The organism is Candidatus Methylomicrobium oryzae (genome assembly GCF_016745425.1).
Lineage (GTDB): Bacteria > Pseudomonadota > Gammaproteobacteria > Methylococcales > Methylomonadaceae > Methylomicrobium > Methylomicrobium oryzae.
This window is the reverse complement of record NZ_JAERVK010000001.1, coordinates 196,644-218,897: the sequence shown is the minus strand read 5'-3', so window position 1 is coordinate 218,897 and position 22,254 is coordinate 196,644. Positions and strand designations below refer to the sequence as shown.

At 55.5% G+C, this 22,254-nt stretch carries 16 protein-coding genes; 3 read left to right on the top strand and 13 right to left on the bottom strand.

Going from position 1 to position 22,254, the window contains the following annotated elements; genetic code table 11:
- Window positions 1–339: 339 nt before the first annotated feature.
- The 3 genes from JJL52_RS01085 to JJL52_RS01075 all read right to left on the bottom strand — a co-directional run bounded on the left by JJL52_RS01085 (window position 340) and on the right by JJL52_RS01075 (window position 4,091).
- A complete protein-coding gene (locus tag JJL52_RS01085) occupies window positions 340–2,076 on the bottom strand; it encodes a bifunctional protein-serine/threonine kinase/phosphatase (protein ID WP_202050535.1) in 1,737 nt (578 codons plus the stop codon).
- Between the two features lie 22 nt (window positions 2,077–2,098).
- The gene (locus JJL52_RS01080; protein ID WP_202050534.1) at window positions 2,099–3,577 is read right to left on the bottom strand and encodes a NarK family nitrate/nitrite MFS transporter; all 1,479 of its coding nucleotides are present in this window, start codon (window positions 3,575–3,577) and stop codon (window positions 2,099–2,101) included.
- A 79-nt stretch (window positions 3,578–3,656) separates the two neighbouring features.
- Window positions 3,657–4,091: a hypothetical protein gene (locus JJL52_RS01075; protein ID WP_202050533.1), complete on the bottom strand. Its 435-nt coding sequence runs from the start codon at window positions 4,089–4,091 to the stop codon at window positions 3,657–3,659.
- Between the two features lie 20 nt (window positions 4,092–4,111).
- On the opposite strand from JJL52_RS01075, the gene JJL52_RS01070 reads away from it, so the two are divergent.
- Complete coding sequence (locus JJL52_RS01070) at window positions 4,112–4,528, top strand: glycine zipper family protein (RefSeq protein WP_202050532.1); 417 nt, start codon at window positions 4,112–4,114, stop codon at window positions 4,526–4,528.
- A gap of 165 nt (window positions 4,529–4,693) precedes the next feature.
- Here JJL52_RS01070 and JJL52_RS01065 read toward each other — a convergent pair whose 3' ends face one another.
- The 5 genes from JJL52_RS01065 to JJL52_RS01045 form a co-directional block, all read right to left on the bottom strand.
- Window positions 4,694–6,814 carry a putative bifunctional diguanylate cyclase/phosphodiesterase gene (locus JJL52_RS01065; protein WP_236993964.1) on the bottom strand — a complete coding sequence of 707 codons (2,121 nt, stop codon included), beginning with the start codon at window positions 6,812–6,814 and terminating at the stop codon, window positions 4,694–4,696.
- A 164-nt stretch (window positions 6,815–6,978) separates the two neighbouring features.
- Window positions 6,979–7,314 carry a hypothetical protein gene (locus JJL52_RS01060; RefSeq protein ID WP_202050530.1) on the bottom strand — a complete coding sequence of 112 codons (336 nt, stop codon included), beginning with the start codon at window positions 7,312–7,314 and terminating at the stop codon, window positions 6,979–6,981.
- Between the two features lie 628 nt (window positions 7,315–7,942).
- Window positions 7,943–8,914, bottom strand: coding sequence for a protease modulator HflC (gene hflC / locus JJL52_RS01055; RefSeq protein WP_202050529.1), 972 nt, complete (start codon window positions 8,912–8,914; stop codon window positions 7,943–7,945).
- A complete protein-coding gene (hflK, locus tag JJL52_RS01050; protein WP_202050528.1) occupies window positions 8,911–9,891 on the bottom strand; it encodes an FtsH protease activity modulator HflK in 981 nt (326 codons plus the stop codon). The genes hflC and hflK overlap by 4 nt, the downstream gene beginning before the upstream one ends.
- 469 nt (window positions 9,892–10,360) lie before the next feature.
- Complete coding sequence (locus tag JJL52_RS01045; RefSeq protein ID WP_202050527.1) at window positions 10,361–10,645, bottom strand: hypothetical protein; 285 nt, start codon at window positions 10,643–10,645, stop codon at window positions 10,361–10,363.
- Window positions 10,646–11,103: 458 nt separating this feature from the next.
- Between JJL52_RS01045 and JJL52_RS01040 the strand changes: the two genes are divergently transcribed.
- Window positions 11,104–11,871 carry a GntR family transcriptional regulator gene (locus tag JJL52_RS01040; protein ID WP_202050526.1) on the top strand — a complete coding sequence of 256 codons (768 nt, stop codon included), beginning with the start codon at window positions 11,104–11,106 and terminating at the stop codon, window positions 11,869–11,871.
- On the opposite strand, the gene JJL52_RS01035 is transcribed toward JJL52_RS01040, so the two are convergent.
- The 4 genes from JJL52_RS01035 to queF all read right to left on the bottom strand — a co-directional run bounded on the left by JJL52_RS01035 (window position 11,855) and on the right by queF (window position 14,824).
- Window positions 11,855–12,796 (bottom strand): PfkB family carbohydrate kinase, encoded by a 942-nt coding sequence (locus JJL52_RS01035; RefSeq protein ID WP_202050525.1) that lies wholly within the window; start codon window positions 12,794–12,796, stop codon window positions 11,855–11,857. The genes JJL52_RS01040 and JJL52_RS01035 overlap by 17 nt on opposite strands.
- Before the next feature lie 75 nt (window positions 12,797–12,871).
- On the bottom strand, window positions 12,872–13,219 hold the full coding sequence (locus JJL52_RS01030; RefSeq protein ID WP_202050524.1) for a hypothetical protein: 348 nt from the start codon (window positions 13,217–13,219) through the stop codon (window positions 12,872–12,874).
- Between the two features lie 353 nt (window positions 13,220–13,572).
- The gene (gene asd / locus JJL52_RS01025; RefSeq protein WP_202050523.1) at window positions 13,573–14,427 is read right to left on the bottom strand and encodes an archaetidylserine decarboxylase; all 855 of its coding nucleotides are present in this window, start codon (window positions 14,425–14,427) and stop codon (window positions 13,573–13,575) included.
- Between the two features lie 7 nt (window positions 14,428–14,434).
- A complete protein-coding gene (gene queF, locus JJL52_RS01020; protein ID WP_202050522.1) occupies window positions 14,435–14,824 on the bottom strand; it encodes a preQ(1) synthase in 390 nt (129 codons plus the stop codon).
- A gap of 698 nt (window positions 14,825–15,522) precedes the next feature.
- Between queF and JJL52_RS01015 the strand changes: the two genes are divergently transcribed.
- Complete coding sequence (locus tag JJL52_RS01015; RefSeq protein ID WP_202050521.1) at window positions 15,523–20,178, top strand: EAL domain-containing protein; 4,656 nt, start codon at window positions 15,523–15,525, stop codon at window positions 20,176–20,178.
- On the opposite strand, the gene yoaA is transcribed toward JJL52_RS01015, so the two are convergent.
- A complete protein-coding gene (gene yoaA / locus JJL52_RS01010) occupies window positions 20,171–22,090 on the bottom strand; it encodes a DNA repair helicase YoaA (protein WP_202050520.1) in 1,920 nt (639 codons plus the stop codon). The two genes, JJL52_RS01015 and yoaA, sit on opposite strands and share 8 nt — an antisense overlap.
- Window positions 22,091–22,254: the final 164 nt, after the last annotated feature.

Here is a 22,254-nt window from a genome sequence, read left to right as displayed (position 1 = left end):
AGCAAAATACGCGCCACTTTTTACATACATTTGTTTTTTATGTGTATTTTATTAATCCTATAATTTTGATAAAGAATTCCTGCGCAAAAATGCACGATAACAGTGCATCGATTCGGCGATCTCCCGCCTCGCACACCGTTATAGTGCGCGTCAATCGCCTTTAGTGCGAAAGCCGCCATCACCTAAACCTCTGAAGGCAGGCCCATCCGAAAAAATTCAGGGTTGAAAAAATCGGTATGAACATAGGGTGGATAAGCAAAGCGCATCCACCGGCACAGAATGGTGGATGCGCTTTGCTTATCCACCCTACTTCTGAGCCTAGGCAAATTGATGCGTTAGTCAGTGCGCCTTCAGCAGGGAATACAAGGTCACCAAGTTGGTGACAAGCAAAACGATAGCCAGCGTTTTCCAGGCCAGCAAAGGATTTCGCTGCATCAGCGGCAGGGCTTCCTCGGCGGTCAGAAAATTCGGGTTCGGGGTGGAAAGGTCGTAAAGAAATTCGGAAAGATCGTCGTAGCGGAATTCGTGCCGTATCGCCGTCGCTTTTTTCAGCGCGCCGTCGATCCAGAGCGGCACCATCGGATTACATTGGATGCTCGGCACGTAGCGGAGCTTATCCAGATTCGTTTTGTTCGGTTTTTCCGGCATCGACCGGCCGAACGGCAGCGCGCCGTTGATCATTTCGTAGGCGATCACACCGAGGGAAAACAGATCGGACTTGATCGTGCCACGCAGGCCCAGGTGATATTCTGGCGCGGTATAGTTCAGCGTGCCGAGCAGGTTTTCGGCACTGCCGTGATCGAGCGGAGTGATTTCGGCGATGCCGGCGATCTTGACCGAACCGAAATCGATGATCTTGACCGTGCCGTGCCGGTCGAACATGATGTTTTCCGGCTTCAGGTCCTGATGCAGCATTTCCATCCGGTGAAACGCCCGCAGGCCCTGCGCGATCTGTTCGACGATTTTCCTGACCTCCCTGATCTCGGGCTGCGGATTTGCCCGTATCCATTCGGCCAAGGTCGGCCCTTCGAGAAATTCGGTCACATAATACAGGCAGCTTTTATCGCGGTCGGAGCCGAGCGTTTTGACCACGTGCTCGCTGTGGATGCGCTTGCCGGCCCATTCCTCGTGCAGGAAATGCTCGATGTAATGGGTGTCGTCCTCATACAGCACAGAGGGCGTTTTCAAGATCACCCGGACGCCGGTTTCGGTATCGAAAGCGCGGTAAATCTGCGTGCGCTTGCTCGCGTGCATTTCCTCCTCGATCCGGTAGCCGTCCAGAATCATGCCGAGCTTCAAAGGCGGCGGAAAGGGTCGCTGGCTGCGATCGCGCAAAATCTCGTCTTCCCTGAGCAGCGGCAAGCCTTCGATCCGGAGCAACTGGCAGGTCAGGTTGTCGTCGCTCCGGTTGTCCGCGGCCTTCTTGATGATGTGGTTCGCGACGGCAGTCAAATCGCCGCCCTCCGCCAGCAATTCTTTTAAGGATTTCTCGTCGATAAAATCGTGTACACCGTCGGTCGTCATCAGAAACAGATCGCCGCGCTTGAGCGGCAGAGCCTGATAATCGACTTCCAGGCGCGGCTCGATCCCCATCGCCCGATTCAGGTAGTTGCGTTCGCTGCCAGCCCAGACCCGGTGATCGCGGGTCAATTGCTCCAGATTCCCGTCCCGCAGTCGGTAGATCCGCGAATCGCCGACGTGAAAAATATGCGCAGTGTTCGACTTCAACACGATCGCGCTGAGCGTGCTGACCATCCCGTGCGTCGCATCGAAACGTCGCTGGCCCTGGCTGTGCAGCCAGGAATTGGTGGCGGAAAGGATTTTCTGCCCGGCATATTTGACCGACCAGGAATCGGGCGTGCTGTAATAATCGTCCAGAAACGCCGCGACGCAGCAATGGCTCGCCTCCCTGCCCGCATCGCAGCCGCTCATCCCGTCCGCAATCGCCGCCGCGATGCCCTTATAAGTCAACTGATGATCTTCGGGAATCAGCGAACCAGCAAAATCCTGATTCTCCTCTTTGATGCCCCGATCGCTGGCATAGGCAACGCTGACGGTGAGTCTATTTGCCGGCATAGGTTTTTAAAGGCTGCATTCGTTAATTGACCTCGATCATCTCGATCGTGCCGTCTTCCAGCACCTCGGCCATATGCCCCTTCGGCTCGTCGATGAACTGGACCGCAATCAGCACGAAGAATGCGACCGCACCGATCACCAGGAAAAACTCGGCCGGCGTCACGAACGACAGCACGGTCAGAAACACGACACCGCCGACATTACCGTAGGCACCGACCATCCCGGCAATCTGGCCGGTCATCCGCCGTTTAATCAGCGGCACCATCGCGAAGACTGCGCCGCAACCGGCCTGCACGAAAAAGGAACAGGCCAGCGTTACGCCCACCGCCACCGACACCGGCCAGCTCGAATTGATTTGCGACATGCACAAGAAGCCGATCAAAACGCCCAAAGCCACGATCGTCAACGACAGTTTACGCCCGAAACGGTCGCTGAACCAGCCGCCGCCCGGCCGCGCGACCATGTTCATAAATGCGAAACTGCCCCCCAGAAGGCCCGCCTGCACCATCGTGACCCCCTGCGTTTCGTGAAAGGTATTGAAGAAGAACAGCGGCAGCATCGACACGACCGCCAGTTCGGAACCGAACGTGATCAGATAAGAGAGGTTCAGGATCGCAACCTGCTTGAACTTGTAGCGGTGGATTTCCTCGATCGGTTCGAACACGTGATCCTTGTTTACCTGAAAAATCTTATAAACGTTATATAAGAATAGAACCCAGATGAACGCATGAGTGGCATAGGCGATGGTTCCGGGCAGCATGTTCACGCCGGCCGGCGACAGCTTCCAGGTCAGCAGCGACAAGGCCGCATACAACGGAACCGTCATCACGATATAAAAAATCAGGTCGCCGACGCTAGTCACTTCCATCGCACCGGATTTTTTCGGCTTAAAATAAGTGGAGCCTTTCGGCGTGTCGGAGACGCTGAAATAATAAATGAAGGCATACACCAGCGCGATCATACCGGTGCTGGCAACCGCATAGCGCCAGCCTTCGTCGCCGCCGAACAGCAGAGCGATCACCGGCAGCGACCCCGAAGCCGCCGCCGAACCGAAGTTGCCCCAACCGCCGTACACGCCCTCGGCAATGCCGATCTGCCGGGCCGGAAACCATTCGCCGACCATCCGGATCCCGATCACGAAGCCTGCACCGATGAAGCCTAACAGAAAGCGGGCCAGCGCCAGCTGCTCAAAGCTCTCCGCGAACGCGAACATAAAGCACGGAATGCTGCCCAGCCCCAGCAAAATCGAATAAGTACGCTTGGGCCCGAACTTGTCGACCAGGATCCCGATCGCGATACGCGCCGGAATCGTCAAAGCGACGTTCAGGATCAGAATCGTCTTGATCTGGGAGTCGGTCAGATTCAGCGTCTTGCCGATCGCCAGCATCAGCGGCGCATGATTGAACCAGACCACGAAGCTGATGAAAAACGCCAGCCAGGTCATATGAAGAATCTTCATTCTTCCCGAAAAGGACAATAGATTAAAGTTTGGGTTCGCCATGATGAATTCTCTGCAGAAATCGAAGAAGTGCCCCTGCACAAGCATGATGCATGCCAATCCGCTCGAATCGGTTTCGCCCCTAAATGATTGATTTATCTTGGATCAACCGATTGATCCTTGCACCAAGATGAAAGCCTCGCAAAACATGAAGCACCAAAGCAATGCTCGGCGCTCTGTAATGGTGCGAGTTTATGAACGGCAATGGACATTCGCGGCTTGCGCCGGAGAGATTGGGATAAAGATTGTGCATCGCGCACCGGTTTATCACCGGAAGAGAGCATGGGCGGGGCATCTTGCCCGCCTTGCAATGCAAGCCGTCTCCGGCCTGCCAGAGGAAAACGAACAATAAAAGGCAGCCTCCTGCTGCAGTAGCCGGATTGAGCCCGCTGTCCCGGCTGAACCGAACTCGGCACAGCCCGGTCCCATGGGAAAAGAGGACAAGGATGGTTGCCCATGAATTCAAAGCCGCCCGGAAGTCACCCAACCCGGCGTATTCGGTCTTCTCGTCCTTCATTGCCGATACAGGAGATTCGCATGTTCAAGATTTTACCGACGTTCGTGATCGCATTGCTGACGGCAGGCTGCGCGTCGACAAAACCGGTTCTGTATCCCAACGATCATTTCAGCAGAGTCGGGCAGGAAACCGCCGAACGCGATATCGAAAATTGCATGCGGCTTGCAGAGTCCGCCGGCGCCGATTCAGCCGGCAGCAGCGTGGGACAAGGAGCGGCCCAGACTGCGGGAGGCGCGGCGGTTGGCGCGGCCTCCGGCGCCGTGGGAGGCGCAGTCGTGGGTGCGGCAGGCTCCGGCTCGGCGATTGGCGCAGCCAGCGGCGCCACGGCCGGACTGTTGCACTGGCTATTCAGCAAGCCTCAACGCAGTCCGGCCTTCGAAAATTTCGTGGACCGGTGTCTTCAAGAGCGCGGGTATCAACCTGTCGGATGGGATTAATCGTTCGTTATACCGCTTCATACCCGATGAAGAACGGGACCGACTGCGTATTCCCTGACCAATCGTTCGGTGGAATATAAGTTGAGTCTGGAAAAAATATCCTTTTTCCAGGTTCTGTTGAAATATTGCAGCGTACCCATTTGAATAGGATAGGGCTCAGAAGGCTTACGATGACGAAAGCTTACCCTGTAAAAAAAACGCGACTTGATCGGCCGGCAGAGGTTTGCTGAAATAAAAACCCTGGACGGAATGACAGCGTAACTCACGCAAGAACTCGAGCTGCGCTTCCGTTTCCACCCCTTCCGCCACGACTTCGAGTTTCAGTTGCTGCGCCATGACGGTAATGGCGGCCACAATCGCTTTGTCGTTGGGATCCGTGGAAATGTCGTTAATAAACGATTTGTCGATTTTGAGCGTATCGAGAGGGAATTGTTTGAGATAGCTGAGCGATGAATAACCGGTGCCGAAATCGTCGAGCGATAAACGTACGCCTTTCCTTTTTAAGACATTAAGCAATTCCATGGCCGTCTCCAATTGATGCATGAGTGTTCCCTCGGTGATTTCCAATTCCAGCAAATCGGGTGGCAAGTCGGTTTCTTCCAATGCATCCTGAATAGCTTCCAGCAGCGGATGCTGATTGTGCCGCTGATGCTGAACCTGATGGAATTGGCGGCTCGACAAATTGACGGCCACCCGCACAGGCCATCCCTGTTGCTGCCAACTGCGGGCCTGAGTGCAGGCCGCTTTCAAGACCCAGGCGCTTATCGGCACGATTAAACCGGTTTCCTCCGCGACCGGAATAAAATCATCGGGCGGAATCAACCCCAATTCCGGATCCATCCAACGAATCAAGGCTTCCATTCCAATAATCCTGCCCGTATCGATGGCAATCTGAGGCTGGTAATAAAGCACGAACTCGCTCTGTTCCAGAGCCCGGCGCAAATGCTTTTCCAGCTTCATGTAATTCCGGGCCGAACTGTTCATGGCCGGGGTAAAGTACTGGTAATTGTTTTTCCCCAGTTTCTTTGCGTGATACATGGCCGTATCGGCATCGGCCAAAAGCCCCTCCGTATCCTGGGAGTTAACCGGATAGATGCTGATTCCGATACTGACGCCGACAAAAATTTTATGTTGATCGATCACCAAAGGCTCCGCGAACCCTTCCAAAATTTTATCCGCAACCTTGGCCGCATCCAGGACATCGGAAATTTTGGGCAGCATCACGATGAATTCGTCGCCTCCTAGGCGAGCCGCGGTATCATCCTCGCGCAAACAAGACTTGATCCGCTGCGCCACCTTTTTCAGCAAGCTGTCCCCGAACGTATGGCCCTGGGTATCGTTGACCATCTTGAAATTGTCCAGATCCAGGAATAAGACGGCGACACTGCCGTCATTGCGGTGTGCATGCAAAATGGCCTGTTTTATTCTGTCCATGAACAACACCCGATTGGGAAGATCGGTCAGGATATCGTAATGCGCAATATAATCGAGCCGCTGCTGCGTCCGCTTGAGTTCTTCCATTTCACGCGCATTATCCAGAACCAGCGACAGCGAATGGGCAAAACTGAAAGCAATTTCTTCGTCTCTCTCACTGAAGGCCCGGCCGTCAATCCTATCGCTCAGGTAGAGCCGGCCATACACGTGCCCCCGCTGCGCAATGGGCACCGCCAATAACGATTTCATCGGGGGATGGTGCGCCGGAAAGCCGATGCGGCGCGGATCAAGCGCCATATCCGCCAAACGCACTGAGATATTTTCCCGTATCACGATGCCGAGCAGCCCTTTTCCTTCCGGCAACTTGCCGATAGCCCGTGCCTGCTCGGCACTGATACCCGTATAAATGAAATGTTTGAGCTGCCCGGACTCATCCAAAATCCCAATGGCGCCGTAGCGGCATTCCAAAAGAGAGGCGAGCGCTTCGATTCCCGTCTGTAACAAACCGCTCTCGACCGATGAATGGGCCAATACACTCAACAGACGGCGCGAAGCCTCATGGAGCTCGGCCAGTTTCTCCGCCCAGCAGAGCGTCTGCTGATGCTCGATCTCCAGCATTTCCTTCAATTGCCGAGATTCGGACAACAACTCCTGCTCTCTCTGCAAAAGCATTTCTTGAATACTCTGCCGAGTCACCGCCCCGATAAATCGCTGCAGTTCAAGGACCGCCAGCGCATCTACCTCGTGCCGTTCCATGAATTCAAGCGCGTAGAGCACATCCTTGTCCGGCGGGATCGACAATAGAGCTCTATGTCCGACAAGGTCGGCAAAAATCCATTCGGGATGTCGCAAAACATCATACCCGGTAGCCAAACCGCAAAAACTCCCCTCATCGACGCATTCCCTAAAAACGGCAAATAAAGATTGGCCTGTCATTGGTTTGTGCCCAGGGCGCTCTTCTTCCAGTACGCGAACCACGCAAGGGCTCAAACAATCACCCACAGTTAACTGTTTCATTAATGATCGGACGACAAAAAGACGTTGACTTCAACAAGCGCATGCAACACTTCATCCGGTCCCATCATGGGCTTCATTCGGGCCACCACGAAATCGATGAGTTCTTCCCTGGATAAACGGCGCAATATCGATTGGCGCACCAAAATATCCGAAATCACCTCGTCATCCAGCTCAATATGTTCGAAAGGCGTCTTGACCAGCAATTCGATGGCTCTCCGCATGGCGATGCAACCGATCGGCGAGTTTCTGCCTAAAACCAGCATATCTTTTAAAGGAGGAATGGCGTATTCACCTACATGGACCGAAATGCGTACTCTTCTATCGTTAGTTGTCATGCGACATATCCAGCAAAAAAAGAATCAAAATTTTAATTTTCAATTCCAGGGAGTTATTGTGATTAAAACCGTAAAAGCCTTCTCTCTAACCCCATTGTCTAAATGGGGCCTTATGAGTTTTGGTAGGTAAAAAAGCTTCTCGGCTTACCGCCCTATTCTCTCATTTTTTATACGGGTATTGTCAACTCTGATTTACGCGCTATACACCCCGCTTTAATGGTCTGATTGAATCTGAGAAATTACTCGACATATATGGAATACCGTCAAATTTCCTTTATTTTTAATTTTGATTAGAATATTACTTGTTTTTCGCAACCCACTGAATATTAATTAATTATTTTTATTAAGATATTTTTCACTAATTATTTTCTTAAGTATATATATAATCCAATTCCTCAAAGGCAATTAAAGAGATAGCGATTGGATATAAAATGAATACTTCAACTATCCATTTAGCATGCGCCTTCCAATGCCGAACGAAAAAAGCTTAAGAATTAAAGAGTTTTGTTCGCCCATGCCTTGAACTCGAGCTAATCCAAAATAATGGCATTAATGCATTTCCCGTAAAGAATTAAAAATTCTGCAGTTCCCCTTTCCTTTCGTCCACTACATTAAGGTTGACCAATACTTAAGGCTTTTTCTGTTCGATGCGTTTGAGTAATTCAAACAGGTCACTGCCGGTCGACAGCACAATCGTCGCATCGCCGTTCAAAATCTTGCGATAGGTTTCCATGCTTTTCGAAAACTTGAAAAACTCCGCTGCTTCAGGTTTTTGGGTGTAAGCCTGGGCATAAATTTCGGTCGCCTTGGCGTCCGCTTCGCCGTGAATCTCCTGGACTCTTTTATAAGCGGCAGACTCGATTTCGTTGATGTCGCGCTCTTTTTTACCGTTGATCCGGGCCGCTTCGCCTTCCCCTTCGGAACGGAAGCGCTGGGCGATTTGCAGGCGCTCGCTGATCATGCGCTGATAAATGCGCTCCAGGACTTGCTGGTTGTAATTGATCCGTTTGAAACGCACGTCGAGCAATTCGATGCCGAACTCGGCCAGCTTCGGCTGGGCGGCCCGGAAGATTCCCTGTTCGATCTGCAACCGCCCGACTCGGATCGGGCGCAGCATGCCCAGTAGAGTACTTTCGCCCGCCGCGCCCGTCAGGGTTTCGTCCTGCATCGGCTTGCGCCCCTTGTCGGTGCGCACGACTTCGATCAACTCATGCCGGGCGATTGCGGTGCGCGTTTCGCTGCCGAGGATATCCTCGAGCCGGGACTGCGCGCTGCGTTCGTCGCGAAGGCGCAGGTAATAGCGCATCGGGTCGGTAATCCGCCAGCGCGCGAACGTGTCGACCTGGATGTAGGTTTTATCCTTCGTGGACATTTCCACCATCGGCCCGTCCCAGGCCAGGTAGCGCTTGTCGAAACGGTTCACGTCCTGGACGAACGGCAGCTTGAAATGCAGCCCGGGCTCGGTGATCGGATCGCCTATGGGCCTGCCGAACTGGGTGATGATTACCTGTTCGGCCTGGTTGACCGTATAGGCCGAAAGAAACAGCAGAACCAGCGCGGTCGCTGCGCCGGTTAAAAGCCATGTTTTGGAATTGATCATTTCGCCCCCTCCATCGGTACGGCAGGGAAAGGCAGCATCGGCAGGATCTGCTGCACGCTGTCGTCGACAATGATTTGCTGCCGGGCCTGGGGCAAAACCTGACCCAGGGTCTCCAGATAGATGCGGGTCCGGGTAACTTCCGGCGCCTTGATATACTGTTCAAGCACCGCCGTGAACGCCCTGGCATCGCCTTCGGCCTCATTGATCCGTTTAAAGCGGTAGCCTTCGGCGGCCTGAATGCGCTGATCGGCCTCCCCGCGCGCCCGCGGCACCGCCTTGTTGTATTCGCCGTTGGCGATATTGATCATGTTTTCGCGGTCCTGCTGGGCCCGGTTCACTTCATTGAACGAAGGCTGCACCGGTACCGGCGGGTTCACGTTTTTCAGCTGGACCTGATTGATCGTAACCCCGAGATTGTAGCGTCCGGCCAATTCGCGGAGGCGCATCAGCACATTGTCCTCGATTTCCTGGCGTCCGATCGTGATGATCTCGTCGACGGTCCGGTCCCCGACCACCTCGCGCATCGTGGCTTCGGAGATATCGCGCAGCGTCAGTCCGGGCTGGCGCACCGAGAACAGGTAATGTTCCGGCTCGGTGATCCGGTATTGCACAATCCACTCGACCAGCGCCGCATTCAGGTCGCCCGTCACCATCGACTTTTCGAGTTCCGGCTCGCCGCCTGCCTGGTCGGGATTGGTGTAGTTGCGGGAGGAAAAGCCGAATTCGAGTTTTTGCTGGCGCTGGGTCGGCACCTCGACGACGGAGTCGATGCCGAACGGAATCTTGAAATGCAGCCCCGGCGGCACCTTTTTGATGTATTCGCCGAACCGCAGGACGATCCCTTCGGATTCGGCCGGAATCGTAAAAAAAGACGACCAGAGCCCGATCAATGCCAAGAAAATCAATCCCAGAAACGGCAGCGAAACCGGCAATTTGGGTTCCGGGATGCGCTCCCAGACAGTGTTCGAATAATCCATGACGCCCCTCTCAATAAAATCAGCGTCCGGCTGGTGAACCGCAATGGAGTACGCTCGGACCTGAAACTTAAATTAGGCAATACCGATGTTCTAAAGCCGATTAACATTACACCCTAACGGTCGTGGTCGGCAACAAGATTTACTTTTTGCCGGCAAGCATTTGGGCACAATGACAGCCTAATCGTTAGCCGGATGTACCGGTACTTCGGACAAGGCGGAGAAGGAAAAATCGCAGGGGTTCTGCTCGCCCGCAAGCAACAATCGACGCGCGCAGAGATGATGAATAGGGATTGCTATCGGCAAACGGCCGGGCGGAGGCAAAAGCATCCGAGCCTTATACCCCGCCGGGCCGGAAGAGAAGTTCGTTGTGCCTGTCTATTTATTATGCTTTCCCATTGTCGGGAAATTTTCTGCCGAATGCTCGGCTAAAAAAAGCGACTCGGCCGGCTGAACGTTGACCGAGTCGCCGCTAACGTCCGTGTCCATTGGCGGTACGGGGACTATCGCCTGCACCGTTGGCCTTATACGGAACGCCGCTCTGCAGCAGGCTGATATCCTGCCTGGCCAGAGTCAAGTCCGCCTGCAACTTTTGGACGGTCGCGTGATCATTACCGATTTGAGCACGCAGCTGCTCGACCTGGACAGCCATCTGGCTGCATTCCAGGCTCATACAGCCCGATTCCGCCGCTGCCGCCGCGGATACGAGCAGGCCGCCCCCCAGTATCATAATGCTTAAGATTTTGCTGGAAAACATCTTGCTGATTCTCCTTCGATTATCGCTATGGTTATATTATGGTATTGTTGCACAAAGATGAATCATGGTTGTATTTGGTATTTTTCCTCCCTTCCTGTTTTTTGATAAAGAACCCTCTCAATCCCTCTAAATGGCTGCCGGCGGGCTGCAGCCGACAAACCTGCCGGGAAGTATACAAAATATCCATAAAAAATCCAAATAGAAATACTATATAAATACCATTAATAATTTATGGGATGCTTTTCGCAAAAAATGTAATTAAAATGAAAGTCCTATGCCTTTGGGAGTAAATTGTTCTTGGGCAAAAATCTTTGGATTCGTGGCATTGATCGGTATCAAAACGAGATCGGCTGTTTTTTAAAATTGCCCGAAGATGGCATAATGACTTTAAAAATAGTCCTTCCACTTTTTTGCTTCTTTTGAAATAAGCAAGCGCAGAAACCATGACCGAGCCAAACATGACAAGCGAAAAAGACCCTGTGACGGAATTAATCAACCGTTTGCAGCTTAACGAGCAAAGCTCGGAACCTTACTATTTGCAGCTCAAGCGCCAGTTGAACGCAATGATCGAAGGCGGCGACCTCAAATCGGGCGTGAACCTCCCTTCCGAACGGACGCTCGCGGAAGCGATGCAGATCAGCCGGACCACGGTCAAACGCTGCTACGACGAGTTGCGCTCCAATCATTTGCTGAGCACGCACGGACGCGGCGGTACGGTCGTGCAGGCGCCGCCGCGGGTAAATCCGACGATGGGACGGCTGAAAGGATTCACCGAGGAAATGCGCGAACAGGGCAAAGTCGCCTCAACCCGCGTGCTGCACTGCGATGTGATCACCGAGCGGATGATCGCCTGCATATTCAAAAGGCCGTCCGTGGCGCCGTTCCTGCGTTTGGTGCGGGTCAGGCTGGCCGACGGCGTGCCGATGACCCGCGAAGTCGCCTGGTACGACCTATCCGCGGCGCCGGCGCTGGAGGACTGGGACACCGGCGGTTCGATTTATGCTTTTTTACAGGAAAAATGCAATATCACGCTGGTGCGCGCCGACCAGACCATCGAAGCGGTCATGAGCACAGCGGAAGAATCGGCAGTGTTCGGTTTCGAGCAGCCGAGCCCCTGCCTGTTATTGAAGCGCCATACCTATTCATCGACCGATCAATTGATCGAATATGTCGAGGGCACTTTCCGGGGCGACGCCTACGTTTATAAGGTCACCCTCGGGACTTGATAAAACCTCGCAGGTCTTCGCGCGTAGGTAAGGCTTCCAGGACCCCGACCCGGGAAGCGACCCAGGCGCCGGCCGCATTCGCATACTGCAGCGCGGATTCCAGGGGGGCGCGATTGCCGTAAGCGCAGCAAAAGGCACTCGCAAACGCGTCGCCCGCGCCGGTGCTGTCGACGGCCTTAATGGCGAAAGCCGGCGCCGGATGAACCGAACCGTTGCGATCGAATGCAAGGGCTCCTTTCTCGCCGAGCGTCACGACCAGCAGCGACCCGCTCCAGCGCTTCCATAAAGTGTCCGCCCTGTCCGCAATCAGCACGGCAGAATCCTGCGGCGAGCCGGTCAGCGGCACAGCCGACTCCAGTAAATGCCCGGCTTCGAGCTCATTTACGATCAGGATCCGGGTAAGGTCGAACAAGTCTTGCGGCAGATCCTGCCAGGGCGAGGCATTCAATACGGTATCGACCCCGCTCCGGCGGGCGAGGCGGAAAAAAGCGGTTACGGCGGCGATTGAAGTCTCGAGCTGCCCGTAGGCCAAGTCCGCGGATGCGATCGCGGCGGTGGCGCTCGCGATGTGCGCTTCCCCGACCAGCAAATTCGGGCCCGGATAAATCGCAATCGCATTTTGCCCGTCCGCCGCAATCAGACCGGCGCCGTACCCCGATTGCGGCGCCAGACGCCAGACATGGCCGGCGGCAAGCTTTTCTTTCGCCAGCAGGGACAGCAACGCCTCGCCGGCCGCGTCCCGGCCGATGCCCAACAGCACATCCACGTCCGCACCCAGCCTTTTTGCGCCGATCGCAACATTCAACCCCTTGCCACCGGCCTCTACTGACAGGGACGATGCCGCGAAGGTTTCTCCGGGTTTCGGCAGCCTGTCCACATACCAGCAACAGGCCTGGATGAAACTGCCCAGCACGACTAACCGCACGGCTGCTCCGCTTCGGCCGGATTGAAAAATCGGGGAGTCTCTATGATCCCCGATTTAAATGGATTAAGAGAAATGCTATGCGCTTGCCTCATAATCGGTCAGTAGCCCGACAACGATAATCGTTGCGCCGATCACAAAATAAAAAATACGGGCCGCGCCTTCAAATCCCAACAGAAAAGGCAGCAACAACAGCACGGGACCGACAATCCTTTCGATCCAGCCGTGTATGCGGAAAGGAACGAGCTTGCGGACGCTTAAAGGAAAATCGGTGATCAGGGTCATCGCCAGATGAATGAGCGCCAGCGCATAGGCCAATGCCCCGGCCAGGCCGGTCAAACCCAACAACGAGGGCGCGAGCAGAAATACGGCAACAGTGAAATAATCGAGATAGCCGTGGACGAGCGGGTTGATGATCGGTTTCATGATGTGCCTCCTCTTGTGATTATTAGCAAACATGCATGGGCTTGCCGTGATCCTGCCGCCGAACAGGGCGGCTCCGGCAATCGAGCCGATGCGAGCAATCATCCGGAAAATCCCTACAGCCCGCATCCCTTCGTCAAAGCGCCTGTGTCTTAAAGTTCGGACGCCCCTAAATGAAAATCTTGATCGAAACAGGGAGATAGTCTTTCGGCCCGAAATGCTCGGCGACAGTATATTGAATCGGCAATTAAACGCCAACCGAATTATTTTTATTAAAATCAACCGGTTTAGCTTCAAAAGCCGAATTGATCAAAAAAGCGCCATTCAGGCGCTTTTTTTAACGGAGGGCATTTCGATTACCGCATTCTGCCGATCATTTCTCCGAGTCTGACCGGTAGGCCGGCGGTCAGGTCCTCACGCCATGCGGCGCAGTCCTTGCCGAACAGCACAATAATCGTCGACCCCATATTGAAACGACCCATTTCTTCGCCGATCCGCAAAATCGGCGCATCTTCGTCGTAACGCCAGGTTTGTACGGCGCTGACGGTCGGCGGCGTCACCACGCCGTGCCAGACCGTTTCGACGCTGGAGACGAAAATCGCGCCGACCAGCACCAAAGCCATCGGCCCGATCTCGGTGTCGAAGATCGCCGCGACGCGCTCGTTGCGCGCAAACAGGCCCGGCACTACGTTCGCGGTGGCGGTATTTACGCTGAACAGGCGGCCCGGAATGTGTGCCATCTCGCGCAGAGTACCGGTCAAAGGCATGTGGAGCCGATGATAATCCTTCGGCGACAGGTAAATGGTTGTAAATACGCCGTCCTGAAACGGTGCCGCCCGTTCTTCGCTGCCGCCGAGCAAATCCACGGCCGTAAAGCTTTTGCCTTTGGCTTGAAAGATCCTGCCGCCGGTAATCGCTCCAGCCTGGCTGACCGCGCCGTCCGCAGGACAGGCGATCGCGCCTTCTGCGCCGGTCAACGGCCGGATGCCGGGTTTCAATTCGCGGGTGAAAAAATGGTTGAAGCTTTTATACGACTCGATATTCGGCTCGAGCGCTTCGTCCATGTTCACGCCGTAATGGCGGATGATCTGGCGGATAAAAAAATTCTTCCAGGCCGCATGTTCCGAATGGGTCAGACGGCTCATCAGTCCCGATAAAGTATGCTGCGGCAGCAGATATTGCGGCAGCGTGGTCAGCAGGTCTTTGATCATATTATCTTCAAGGCAGGTGGACCGACTGCGGCGCTTGCCAGTCCGGATTGCGATGCTCGGCCACGACGGTCGTGTAAATGCCGCCCCGGACATTGAACTCGGCGCGCACGCGCAGGAAATTCGGCTGAATCGCAGCAACGATGTCGTTCAGAATTTGATTGGTCACCGCCTCGTGAAAGGCGCCCTGATCGCGAAACGACCAGATATACAATTTCAGCGATTTCAGCTCGACACAGGCCGCTGCCGGCACATATTCGAGGCGGATCGTCGCAAAATCGGGCTGCCCGGTCTTCGGGCACAAGCAGGTGAATTCGGGGATATCGATACGGATCGTATAGTCCCGGCCTGGCTCGGGGTTTACGAAGGTTTCGAGGTCTCTGCTGGGTTGTGTACTCATTTTGTAAAATGCCGGTTGAATCAATAACCCGTTATTTTACCAGTATCCGGGCCAAAATGGCTGCCCTCGCGATCGCCCGAGCGGAAATCGCTTGATTGACCGGACAGCAAACCCGGTTCACCGATCAAATGCCGAACGCAAAACGGTATCAACGCAGTTCGAGAATGTCCGCCTAGCCGTACAGGGAGCAGGCCAGGCGCGAGTGAACTTTTACCAGACCGCGCTTTCTGAATAAACGTAATCCGGCTTCGGGAAGGACGACAATCTCAAGGCGCGCCTCATACCGGCAAGCGAGTTGGTCAGCGTGCGCGTTCTTACTTTTCCCTTATAAATTTTCCGAATCGAAAGAGAAAATTGGCTATCCCAAAAGATTAAATTACTATAGACGGCCAGGCACTTTATCAAAAACGCATAAATACCGTCGCTTTTCACTTCCTTGCCGGGCTTCGGAGGCTGACAATCGGCGAACATGAAAATGGCATGTTTCGTATGGCTTACGTTTTACCCGGACCTGTAACGCCACGAACGCGATTCCAACGAGCTATAGATTTTTGAAAAATTTTCCTTTCCGAAATACGCCCCATGCAGCCAAGTCGAGCACCGACCGGAATTCACGATTCACTTTAAAACAGTCTGCGCGGCGCATAAGCGCCTCCCGACCCCGCTCCTCCAGATTATCCGATTTTAACAGCCGATCAATGCCATACGTCATAAAGATCAACATCTGGCTTGCATTCGGCTATTTCGTGGGCGGCTATCTAGGCACCTTGCTGTCGATACCGCCCAGCCACGCCAGCCCGGTCTGGCCGGCGGCGGGAATCGCTTTTGCCGGCATGTTCACCTACGGATACAAAGTCGCTCCGGGGCTCCTGGTCGGCTCGTTTGCCGCTCAGGCTTTTTCCTTTATCGATGCGGTCTATCCGGGCAGCGTGAGATTCTCCCTGTCCGTCGCCAGTATCGCCAGCGCGGGCTCCGTTCTGCAGGCAGCCCTGGGCGTCTGGCTGACCCGCCGTTATGTTGGTGCCGACAACCCCTTGACCAGGGACCGCAGCATCCTGCGTTTCATTGCGCTCGGCGGGCCGGTCAGCTGCATATTGTCCGCCTCGCTCGGCACCGTCACCCTGTTTCTGCACAACGCCATTAAGCCCGAAGATCTGCCGTTAAGCTGGCTGACCTGGTGGATAGGCGATACGATCGGGGTCTTGATTTTCACGCCTTTGCTCCTGAGCTTCATCGGCGTGCTGCGCAATCGCAAAAACTTGCGCCTCAATTGGATCGCCTTGCCATTGTCCATCCTGTCGCTGTTGGTGATCGTGATCCTGCATTTCGGCAAGTACCAGGAACAAAAGCGCATCGGTTCACTGTTCGACGAACAATGCAGCCTGCTGCACAACGCCCTGCAAAACGAATTCAACCGCTCTCTCGAGACCAATGGGGATGTTTTCCAGGTGCCGCGGAAAATCGGAATCGTTAAAGAACAATTCGCCGATTTACAGCTGCTGATAAGAATAACCGACAGCGGCAAAGAGCTGATCAGCGAAACGGCGGCCATGCCGAATCTGTCCCCGGACTTTCCCAAGCTGGAAAAGTCCATGCCCCTGCGGATGGCCGACCGAACCTGGATCGTCACCTACTCCGCAACACCCGAATTTTATGCCGAACAGCTCAACTGGAATATGTGGTGGCTGATTCTGAGCTGTTTTCTATTTACCGGCCTCACCGGAATCGGTTTACTGATGCTGACCGGGCGCACGATGCAAACGGAAGAGGTGGTCAAAATCCGTACCCGCGAACTCCAAAGAAAAATCAGGGAACATAAATACAGCGAGGACAAAATTCAACGCCTGACCCAGCTGTATGCCGCCTTGAGCCATTGCAACCAGGCCATCGTGCGCTGCACTCATGCGATCGAACTGTATCGGCAAATCTGCCGCGATTCGGTCGAGTTCGGGGGTATGAAAATGGTGTGGATAGGCCTGACCGACACCGAAAAACAACGCGTGACCCCGGTAGCCTGGGCCGGCGACGGGATCGAGTATCTTCAGGAAATCAATATGGATCTGACGCAGGGATCGCCGTTCCGCAACGGGCCGTCCGGAACCGCGATACTCGAAGACCGGCCGGTCTGGTGTCAGGATTTTTCCCGCGACCCATCCACTCTGCCCTGGCATGAAGTGGCTTCCCGTTACGGGTGGGGATCGAAAGCGGCGCTGCCGATTCACCGGAACGGGGTGGTCCTGGGCGTTTTCTGCCTGTATGCGAGCAAGACGCATGCGTTCGACGAAGACGTACAGGATCTCCTACTCAAAATGGCCGGGGACATCAGTTTCGCTCTCGACAATTTCGAAAGGGAAGAGAAACGGACCCAAGCCGAACGCTCGCTGCAGAAAAACGAGCAATTCCTGCGCACAATCATCGAAACCGAACCCGAATGCGTCAAAGTGGTCGACAAAAACGGCGACTTGCTCGAGATGAACGCGGCTGGCCTGAAGATGCTTGAAGCCGATTCGCTCGAACAGGTGCGGCAGCATAAACTGCCCGACTTCATTCTGCCGGAATACCGTGAGGCCTTTGTCGCCCTGCACAAACGCGTGATGAAAGGCGGGCAAGGCTCCCTCGAGTTCGAAATCATCGGGCTCAAAGGCGCGCGCCGCTGGCTCGAAACCTATGCCGCGCCGTTGCCCGACCGCCACAACAACGTCGTGATGCTGCTCGGCGTTACCCACGATATTACCCAGCGCAAACTCGCCGAACAGGCCCTGCAGGAATCGGAAGCCCGCCTGATGCTTGCGATCAAGGGCTCTAACGATGCGCCTTGGGACTGGGATCTGGAAAAAAACCGCCTGTACTACTCGCCCCAGTGGTGGCGCATGCTGGGCTACGAAACGGACGAACTGCAGAGCGACGCCAAGCTCTGGCAAAGTCTGGTTCATCCCGACGACCTCGAGTTCATCCAGGACGATTTACGCAAGGCGCTGAACACCGGGCAAAGCATGCATGCGATCGAATTCCGCCTGCGCCATAAGGAGGGCCATTACGTGCCGATCCTGGAACGCAGCTTCATTTCGCGCAACAAGGAAGGCAAGGTCGTGCGCATCTCGGGCACCAACATGGATCTGACCGAACGCCGCCAGGAGCAAAACCTGGAGGAACTGCGCGGATTCATGCTCGAATGCATCACCAGCAGCATGCCGTTGGCCGAAATCCTGGAAACCATCACACACAAAGCCGAGAACCTGATGTCTGACGCCTGCTGTGCGATCCTCCTGCTTGACGATAAAGGGCACTGCCTGAATCCGGCCGCCGCGCCCAGCCTGCCCGATTTCTACAAGAGCGGCATCGACAGCCTTCCTGTGGGAGACGACACCGGCTGCTGCGGCTATGCGGCCGACAAAGGCGAAAGCGCGGTGGCCTACGATGTGATGACCGATCCCCGCTGCGTTCGGATCAAAGATCTGCTCGCACGGGCCGACTTGAAATCCTGGTGGTCGGAGCCGATACAAGGCCCGGACGGCAAGGTATTGGGTACCTTTGCGGTTTACCACCGCAAGGCGGCCGTACCGGACGCATATCAGCGTAAACTGATCGAAACGGTGGCCCATTACGCCGCGCTGACGATCGACCGCAAACGCGCCGAGACGCAGCTCAAACTGGCCGCCAAAGTGTTCGAACAAAGCCAGGAAGGTTTCATGATCACCGACGCCCGCCGCCGCATCCTGAAAGTCAATCCGGCCTTTACCGCGATTACCGGCTACACCGAACAGGAAGCCCTCGGCAAAAGTGCCGGCATCCTGTCGTCGGGACGCCACGACCGCGAGTTTTACCGGAACCTCTGGGAAACCATCCGCACCCAGAATTTTTGGCAGGGGGAAATCTGGAACCGGCGCAAGAATGGCGAAGTTTATCCCGAATTATTGAACGTCAGCGTCGCACGCGACCATTCGGGCAACGTCACCGAGTATGTCGGCGTCTTCGCCGATATTACCCAGCTCAAAGCCTCCGAAGCGCAACTGGAGTTTCTTGCGCACCACGACACGCTGACATCGCTCCCGAACCGGCTGCGCCTGTTCTTCCGCCTCGAGCACAGCATCGAAACCGCCAAACGCGAAGGCGCGCAACTCGCCCTCTTGATGCTCGACCTGGACCGCTTCAAGGACGTCAACGACAGCTTCGGCCATCTGGTCGGCGACCAACTTCTGCAATTGGTCGCCAACCGGCTGGTCAACCGGGTGCGGGACATCGATACGGTGGCCCGGCTGGGCGGCGACGAATTTACGGTGGTGTTGGAAAATATCGCGCATCCGGAAGATGCCGCCCGGATCGCCCAGGCGATCATCGACGACCTCAGCGAACCCTGGTCGATCCCGAACGCCGGCGAAGTGCTGATCGGCGCCAGCGTCGGGATCAGCCTGTATCCCCAGCACGGGCATACGCCCGAATTACTGCTGCAGCAGGCCGACGCGGCGCTGTATGAAGCGAAGGAAGGGGGCCGCAACCGTTTCTCCTTCTTCTCCAACGAGTTCACCGAGGCCGCACGCCGCCGCATCGAGATGGAAGCGCGCCTGCGCCGGGCATTGGTGCAGAACGAACTGCTCGTTTATTACCAGCCGCAGATCGACATCGCGACCGGCGAGATCGTCGGCGCCGAAGCACTGGCCCGCTGGAAGGATCCGGTCGAAGGGATGATCTCGCCGAACCATTTCATTCCCGTCGCCGAACAGACCGGCCTGATTCAGGCGGTCGGCGCCTGGGTACTGAAAGAAACCTGCCGCCAGGGCAAGGAATGGCTGGATAACGGCTTCAAACCGATTTCGCTGGCGGTGAATGTTTCGCAGCATCAAATCCGCCAAAGCGACATCAACGGCCTCGTAGCGGAGGTGCTGCGGGAAACCGGTTTTCCTGCCCAGTACCTGGAAATGGAACTGACCGAAAGCGGATTGATGGAGCGCCAGACCGACGTGATCAGGATACTGAAGAATTTGCGCGTGCAGGGCGTGCGCCTGGCGATCGACGACTTCGGCACCGGCTATTCGTCTCTGGCCTATCTGAAGCGTTTCCCGTTGAATGTGCTGAAGATCGACAAGAATTTTATCGACGACATTCCGGATCAGCAGGACGATATGGAAATCGCGTCCACGATCATTGCGATGGGGCACATTCTCGGTTTCAAGGTGCTGGCCGAGGGCGTCGAAACGCCGGCACAGCTCGCCTTTCTGAAAGAAAAAGGCTGCGATCTCTATCAGGGCTTTCTGGTCAGCCACCCCTTGCCGGCTGCGGAATTCGGCGCCCTGCTCGCCTCCCGGGAAGTAGCCGATGCCCTGCTCGAAACATGCCGGCAGGCGGCGGTCAGGTAGCTTTTTCCCGTTCGAAAAATGCCTGCACCTCCGCAATGTCGCGGGTGCGCCGCATCGCCGGCACACTGTCCAGAAAGATTTGCCCGTAGGAGCGCTTTAAGAGGCGCGGGTCGCAGACCATCAGGACGCCCCGGTCGGTCACGTCACGGATCAAACGGCCGATGCCCTGGCGGAGCGCGATCACCGCCGCCGGCAACTGGTATTCGAAAAACGGATTGCGCCCCTGCCGCCGCATCGCCTCCATCCGCGCCTTCAGCACCGGGTCGCCGGGCGATGCGAACGGCAATTTATCGATGATCACGCACGACAGGGCTTCGCCGCGCACATCGATGCCCTCCCAGAAGCTGGACGTGCCGAGCAGCACCGCATTCCGGGTGTTCTTAAATTGATCCAACAGCGCGCCTTTCGGCCGCGTGCCCTGAATCAAGAGCGGATAGGGAATTTTGTCGGCCAGCAGTTCGGCCGCTTCTTTCAGGGCGCGATGGCTGGTAAACAGAAAAAACGCCCGCCCCCGACTGGCCTGCAGCACCGGCACCACAAAATCGAGGATCAACGCGGTAAAATCCGGATTCTCGGGTTTCGGCAGGCCCTTCGGATGATAAAACAGCGACTGGCTTTCATAGTCGAACGGACTGTCCCAGCGGGCATTTTCGGCATCGCCGATGCCGAGCCCGTTTGCGAAATGCGTGAAGCGCTGAGCTACGCTCAAGGTCGCCGAAGTAAAAACCCATACCGCCTGGCTCGCTTGCATGAAATGCCTGAATTCGGCGGCGATATCGAGCGGCGTCCGGCTCAGAGTAACCGTCTTACGGTGCGTTTCATACCAGCGAATCCACTTGCCGCCGGCGTCTTCGGAAACGGTCTTCAATTGCTGTGTGAGCTCTTCGGCCCGTTTGAAACACAGTTCCAGTCCTTTGCTTTTGACCGAGGCCAATTCGAGCTGGTCGGTCAAGTTCTGCAATTGGCTCTGGACGTCCGCCAACTCACCCAAAACTCTCGGATTGTTCTCGATCTCCCGCCATTCGCCGCGTTTCAGCTCGATCCCGAACGCCAGGCGCAGGTCCTTGCTGCCGTGTTCGAGTTCTTCGCAGGCGGCGCGCAAGGCCGGCATATCGGTCGCGTCCTTGAAATACTCGGCCAGCGCGTCGCGGGCCAAATCGTTCAATTGCTTGCTGCTGACGTTGATGCCCAAAAAATCGGACGCGGTATCGGCCAGCTGATGCGCCTCGTCCACGATGATTACGTCAGCCTTCGGCAGCAGCTCGCCGAAGCCGCCGCCCCGAATCGACCAGTCCGCGCATAAGAGGTGATGATTCACGACCAGAATTTCGGCCTCCTGCGCAGCTTTCCGGGCCTTGACCAGGAAGCAGTCGGCATAATGGGGACAATCCTGGCCCAGGCAATTCTCGACGGTCGAAGTGGCCTGATACCAGACCGGATTCGCCTCGGTCACCTCGGACATTTCCGCGATATCGCCGGTCTTCGTGCGCTTCGCCCAGGACTTGATCTTGCTCAGCGCATCGGCGTCTTCCTTACTGAATCCGAACGCGGAATTGAGCGAATTCTCCAGCCGGTAGGTGCACAGATAATTGCTGCGGCCTTTCAGCAGCGCGGCCATAAAAGGCGTCTTGATCGCCTTGCGGATCAACGGCAAATCCTTGTTGAACAACTGATCCTGCAGGTTTTTGGTGCCGGTCGAAACGATCACTTTGCTGCCCGACAAAACCGCCGGCGCCAGATACGCAAAAGTCTTGCCGGTACCGGTGCCGGCCTCTGCGATCAGATGCTGCCCGGACCGGATCGCCTCCGCGATCGCCTTCGCCATTTCGATTTGCGGCGCGCGCGGCCGGTAGCCCTTGATCGCTTTTGCCAAACCGCCTTCGCTGCTGAAAAATAATTCTAATTCGGTCACTCGATTTTAGGGGATCGGGCTGAAGGGTTCATAAAAAGAAAAAACAGCTTATATTCTAATGCCGAAAGCCCCCGCAACGGGGCTTTTTTGCTTTCAGCCGCCTGTTTGTAAATAACTCCAGTATCCATTCGCTATCTTTCTAATATCCTTTTTTGCGGGTATCC

Coding starts and splice junctions, on each gene's coding strand:
- JJL52_RS01085 (WP_202050535.1), bottom strand. CDS start 2,076: ATGCCGGCAAATAGACTCACCGTCAGCGTTGCCTATGCCAGCGATCGG.
- JJL52_RS01080 (WP_202050534.1), bottom strand. CDS start 3,577: ATGGCGAACCCAAACTTTAATCTATTGTCCTTTTCGGGAAGAATGAAG.
- JJL52_RS01075 (WP_202050533.1), bottom strand. CDS start 4,091: ATGAAGGACGAGAAGACCGAATACGCCGGGTTGGGTGACTTCCGGGCG.
- JJL52_RS01070 (WP_202050532.1), top strand. CDS start 4,112: ATGTTCAAGATTTTACCGACGTTCGTGATCGCATTGCTGACGGCAGGC.
- JJL52_RS01060 (WP_202050530.1), bottom strand. CDS start 7,314: ATGACAACTAACGATAGAAGAGTACGCATTTCGGTCCATGTAGGTGAA.
- hflC (WP_202050529.1), bottom strand. CDS start 8,914: ATGATCAATTCCAAAACATGGCTTTTAACCGGCGCAGCGACCGCGCTG.
- hflK (WP_202050528.1), bottom strand. CDS start 9,891: ATGGATTATTCGAACACTGTCTGGGAGCGCATCCCGGAACCCAAATTG.
- JJL52_RS01045 (WP_202050527.1), bottom strand. CDS start 10,645: ATGTTTTCCAGCAAAATCTTAAGCATTATGATACTGGGGGGCGGCCTG.
- JJL52_RS01040 (WP_202050526.1), top strand. CDS start 11,104: ATGACAAGCGAAAAAGACCCTGTGACGGAATTAATCAACCGTTTGCAG.
- JJL52_RS01030 (WP_202050524.1), bottom strand. CDS start 13,219: ATGAAACCGATCATCAACCCGCTCGTCCACGGCTATCTCGATTATTTC.
- asd (WP_202050523.1), bottom strand. CDS start 14,427: ATGATCAAAGACCTGCTGACCACGCTGCCGCAATATCTGCTGCCGCAG.
- queF (WP_202050522.1), bottom strand. CDS start 14,824: ATGAGTACACAACCCAGCAGAGACCTCGAAACCTTCGTAAACCCCGAG.
- JJL52_RS01015 (WP_202050521.1), top strand. CDS start 15,523: ATGCCATACGTCATAAAGATCAACATCTGGCTTGCATTCGGCTATTTC.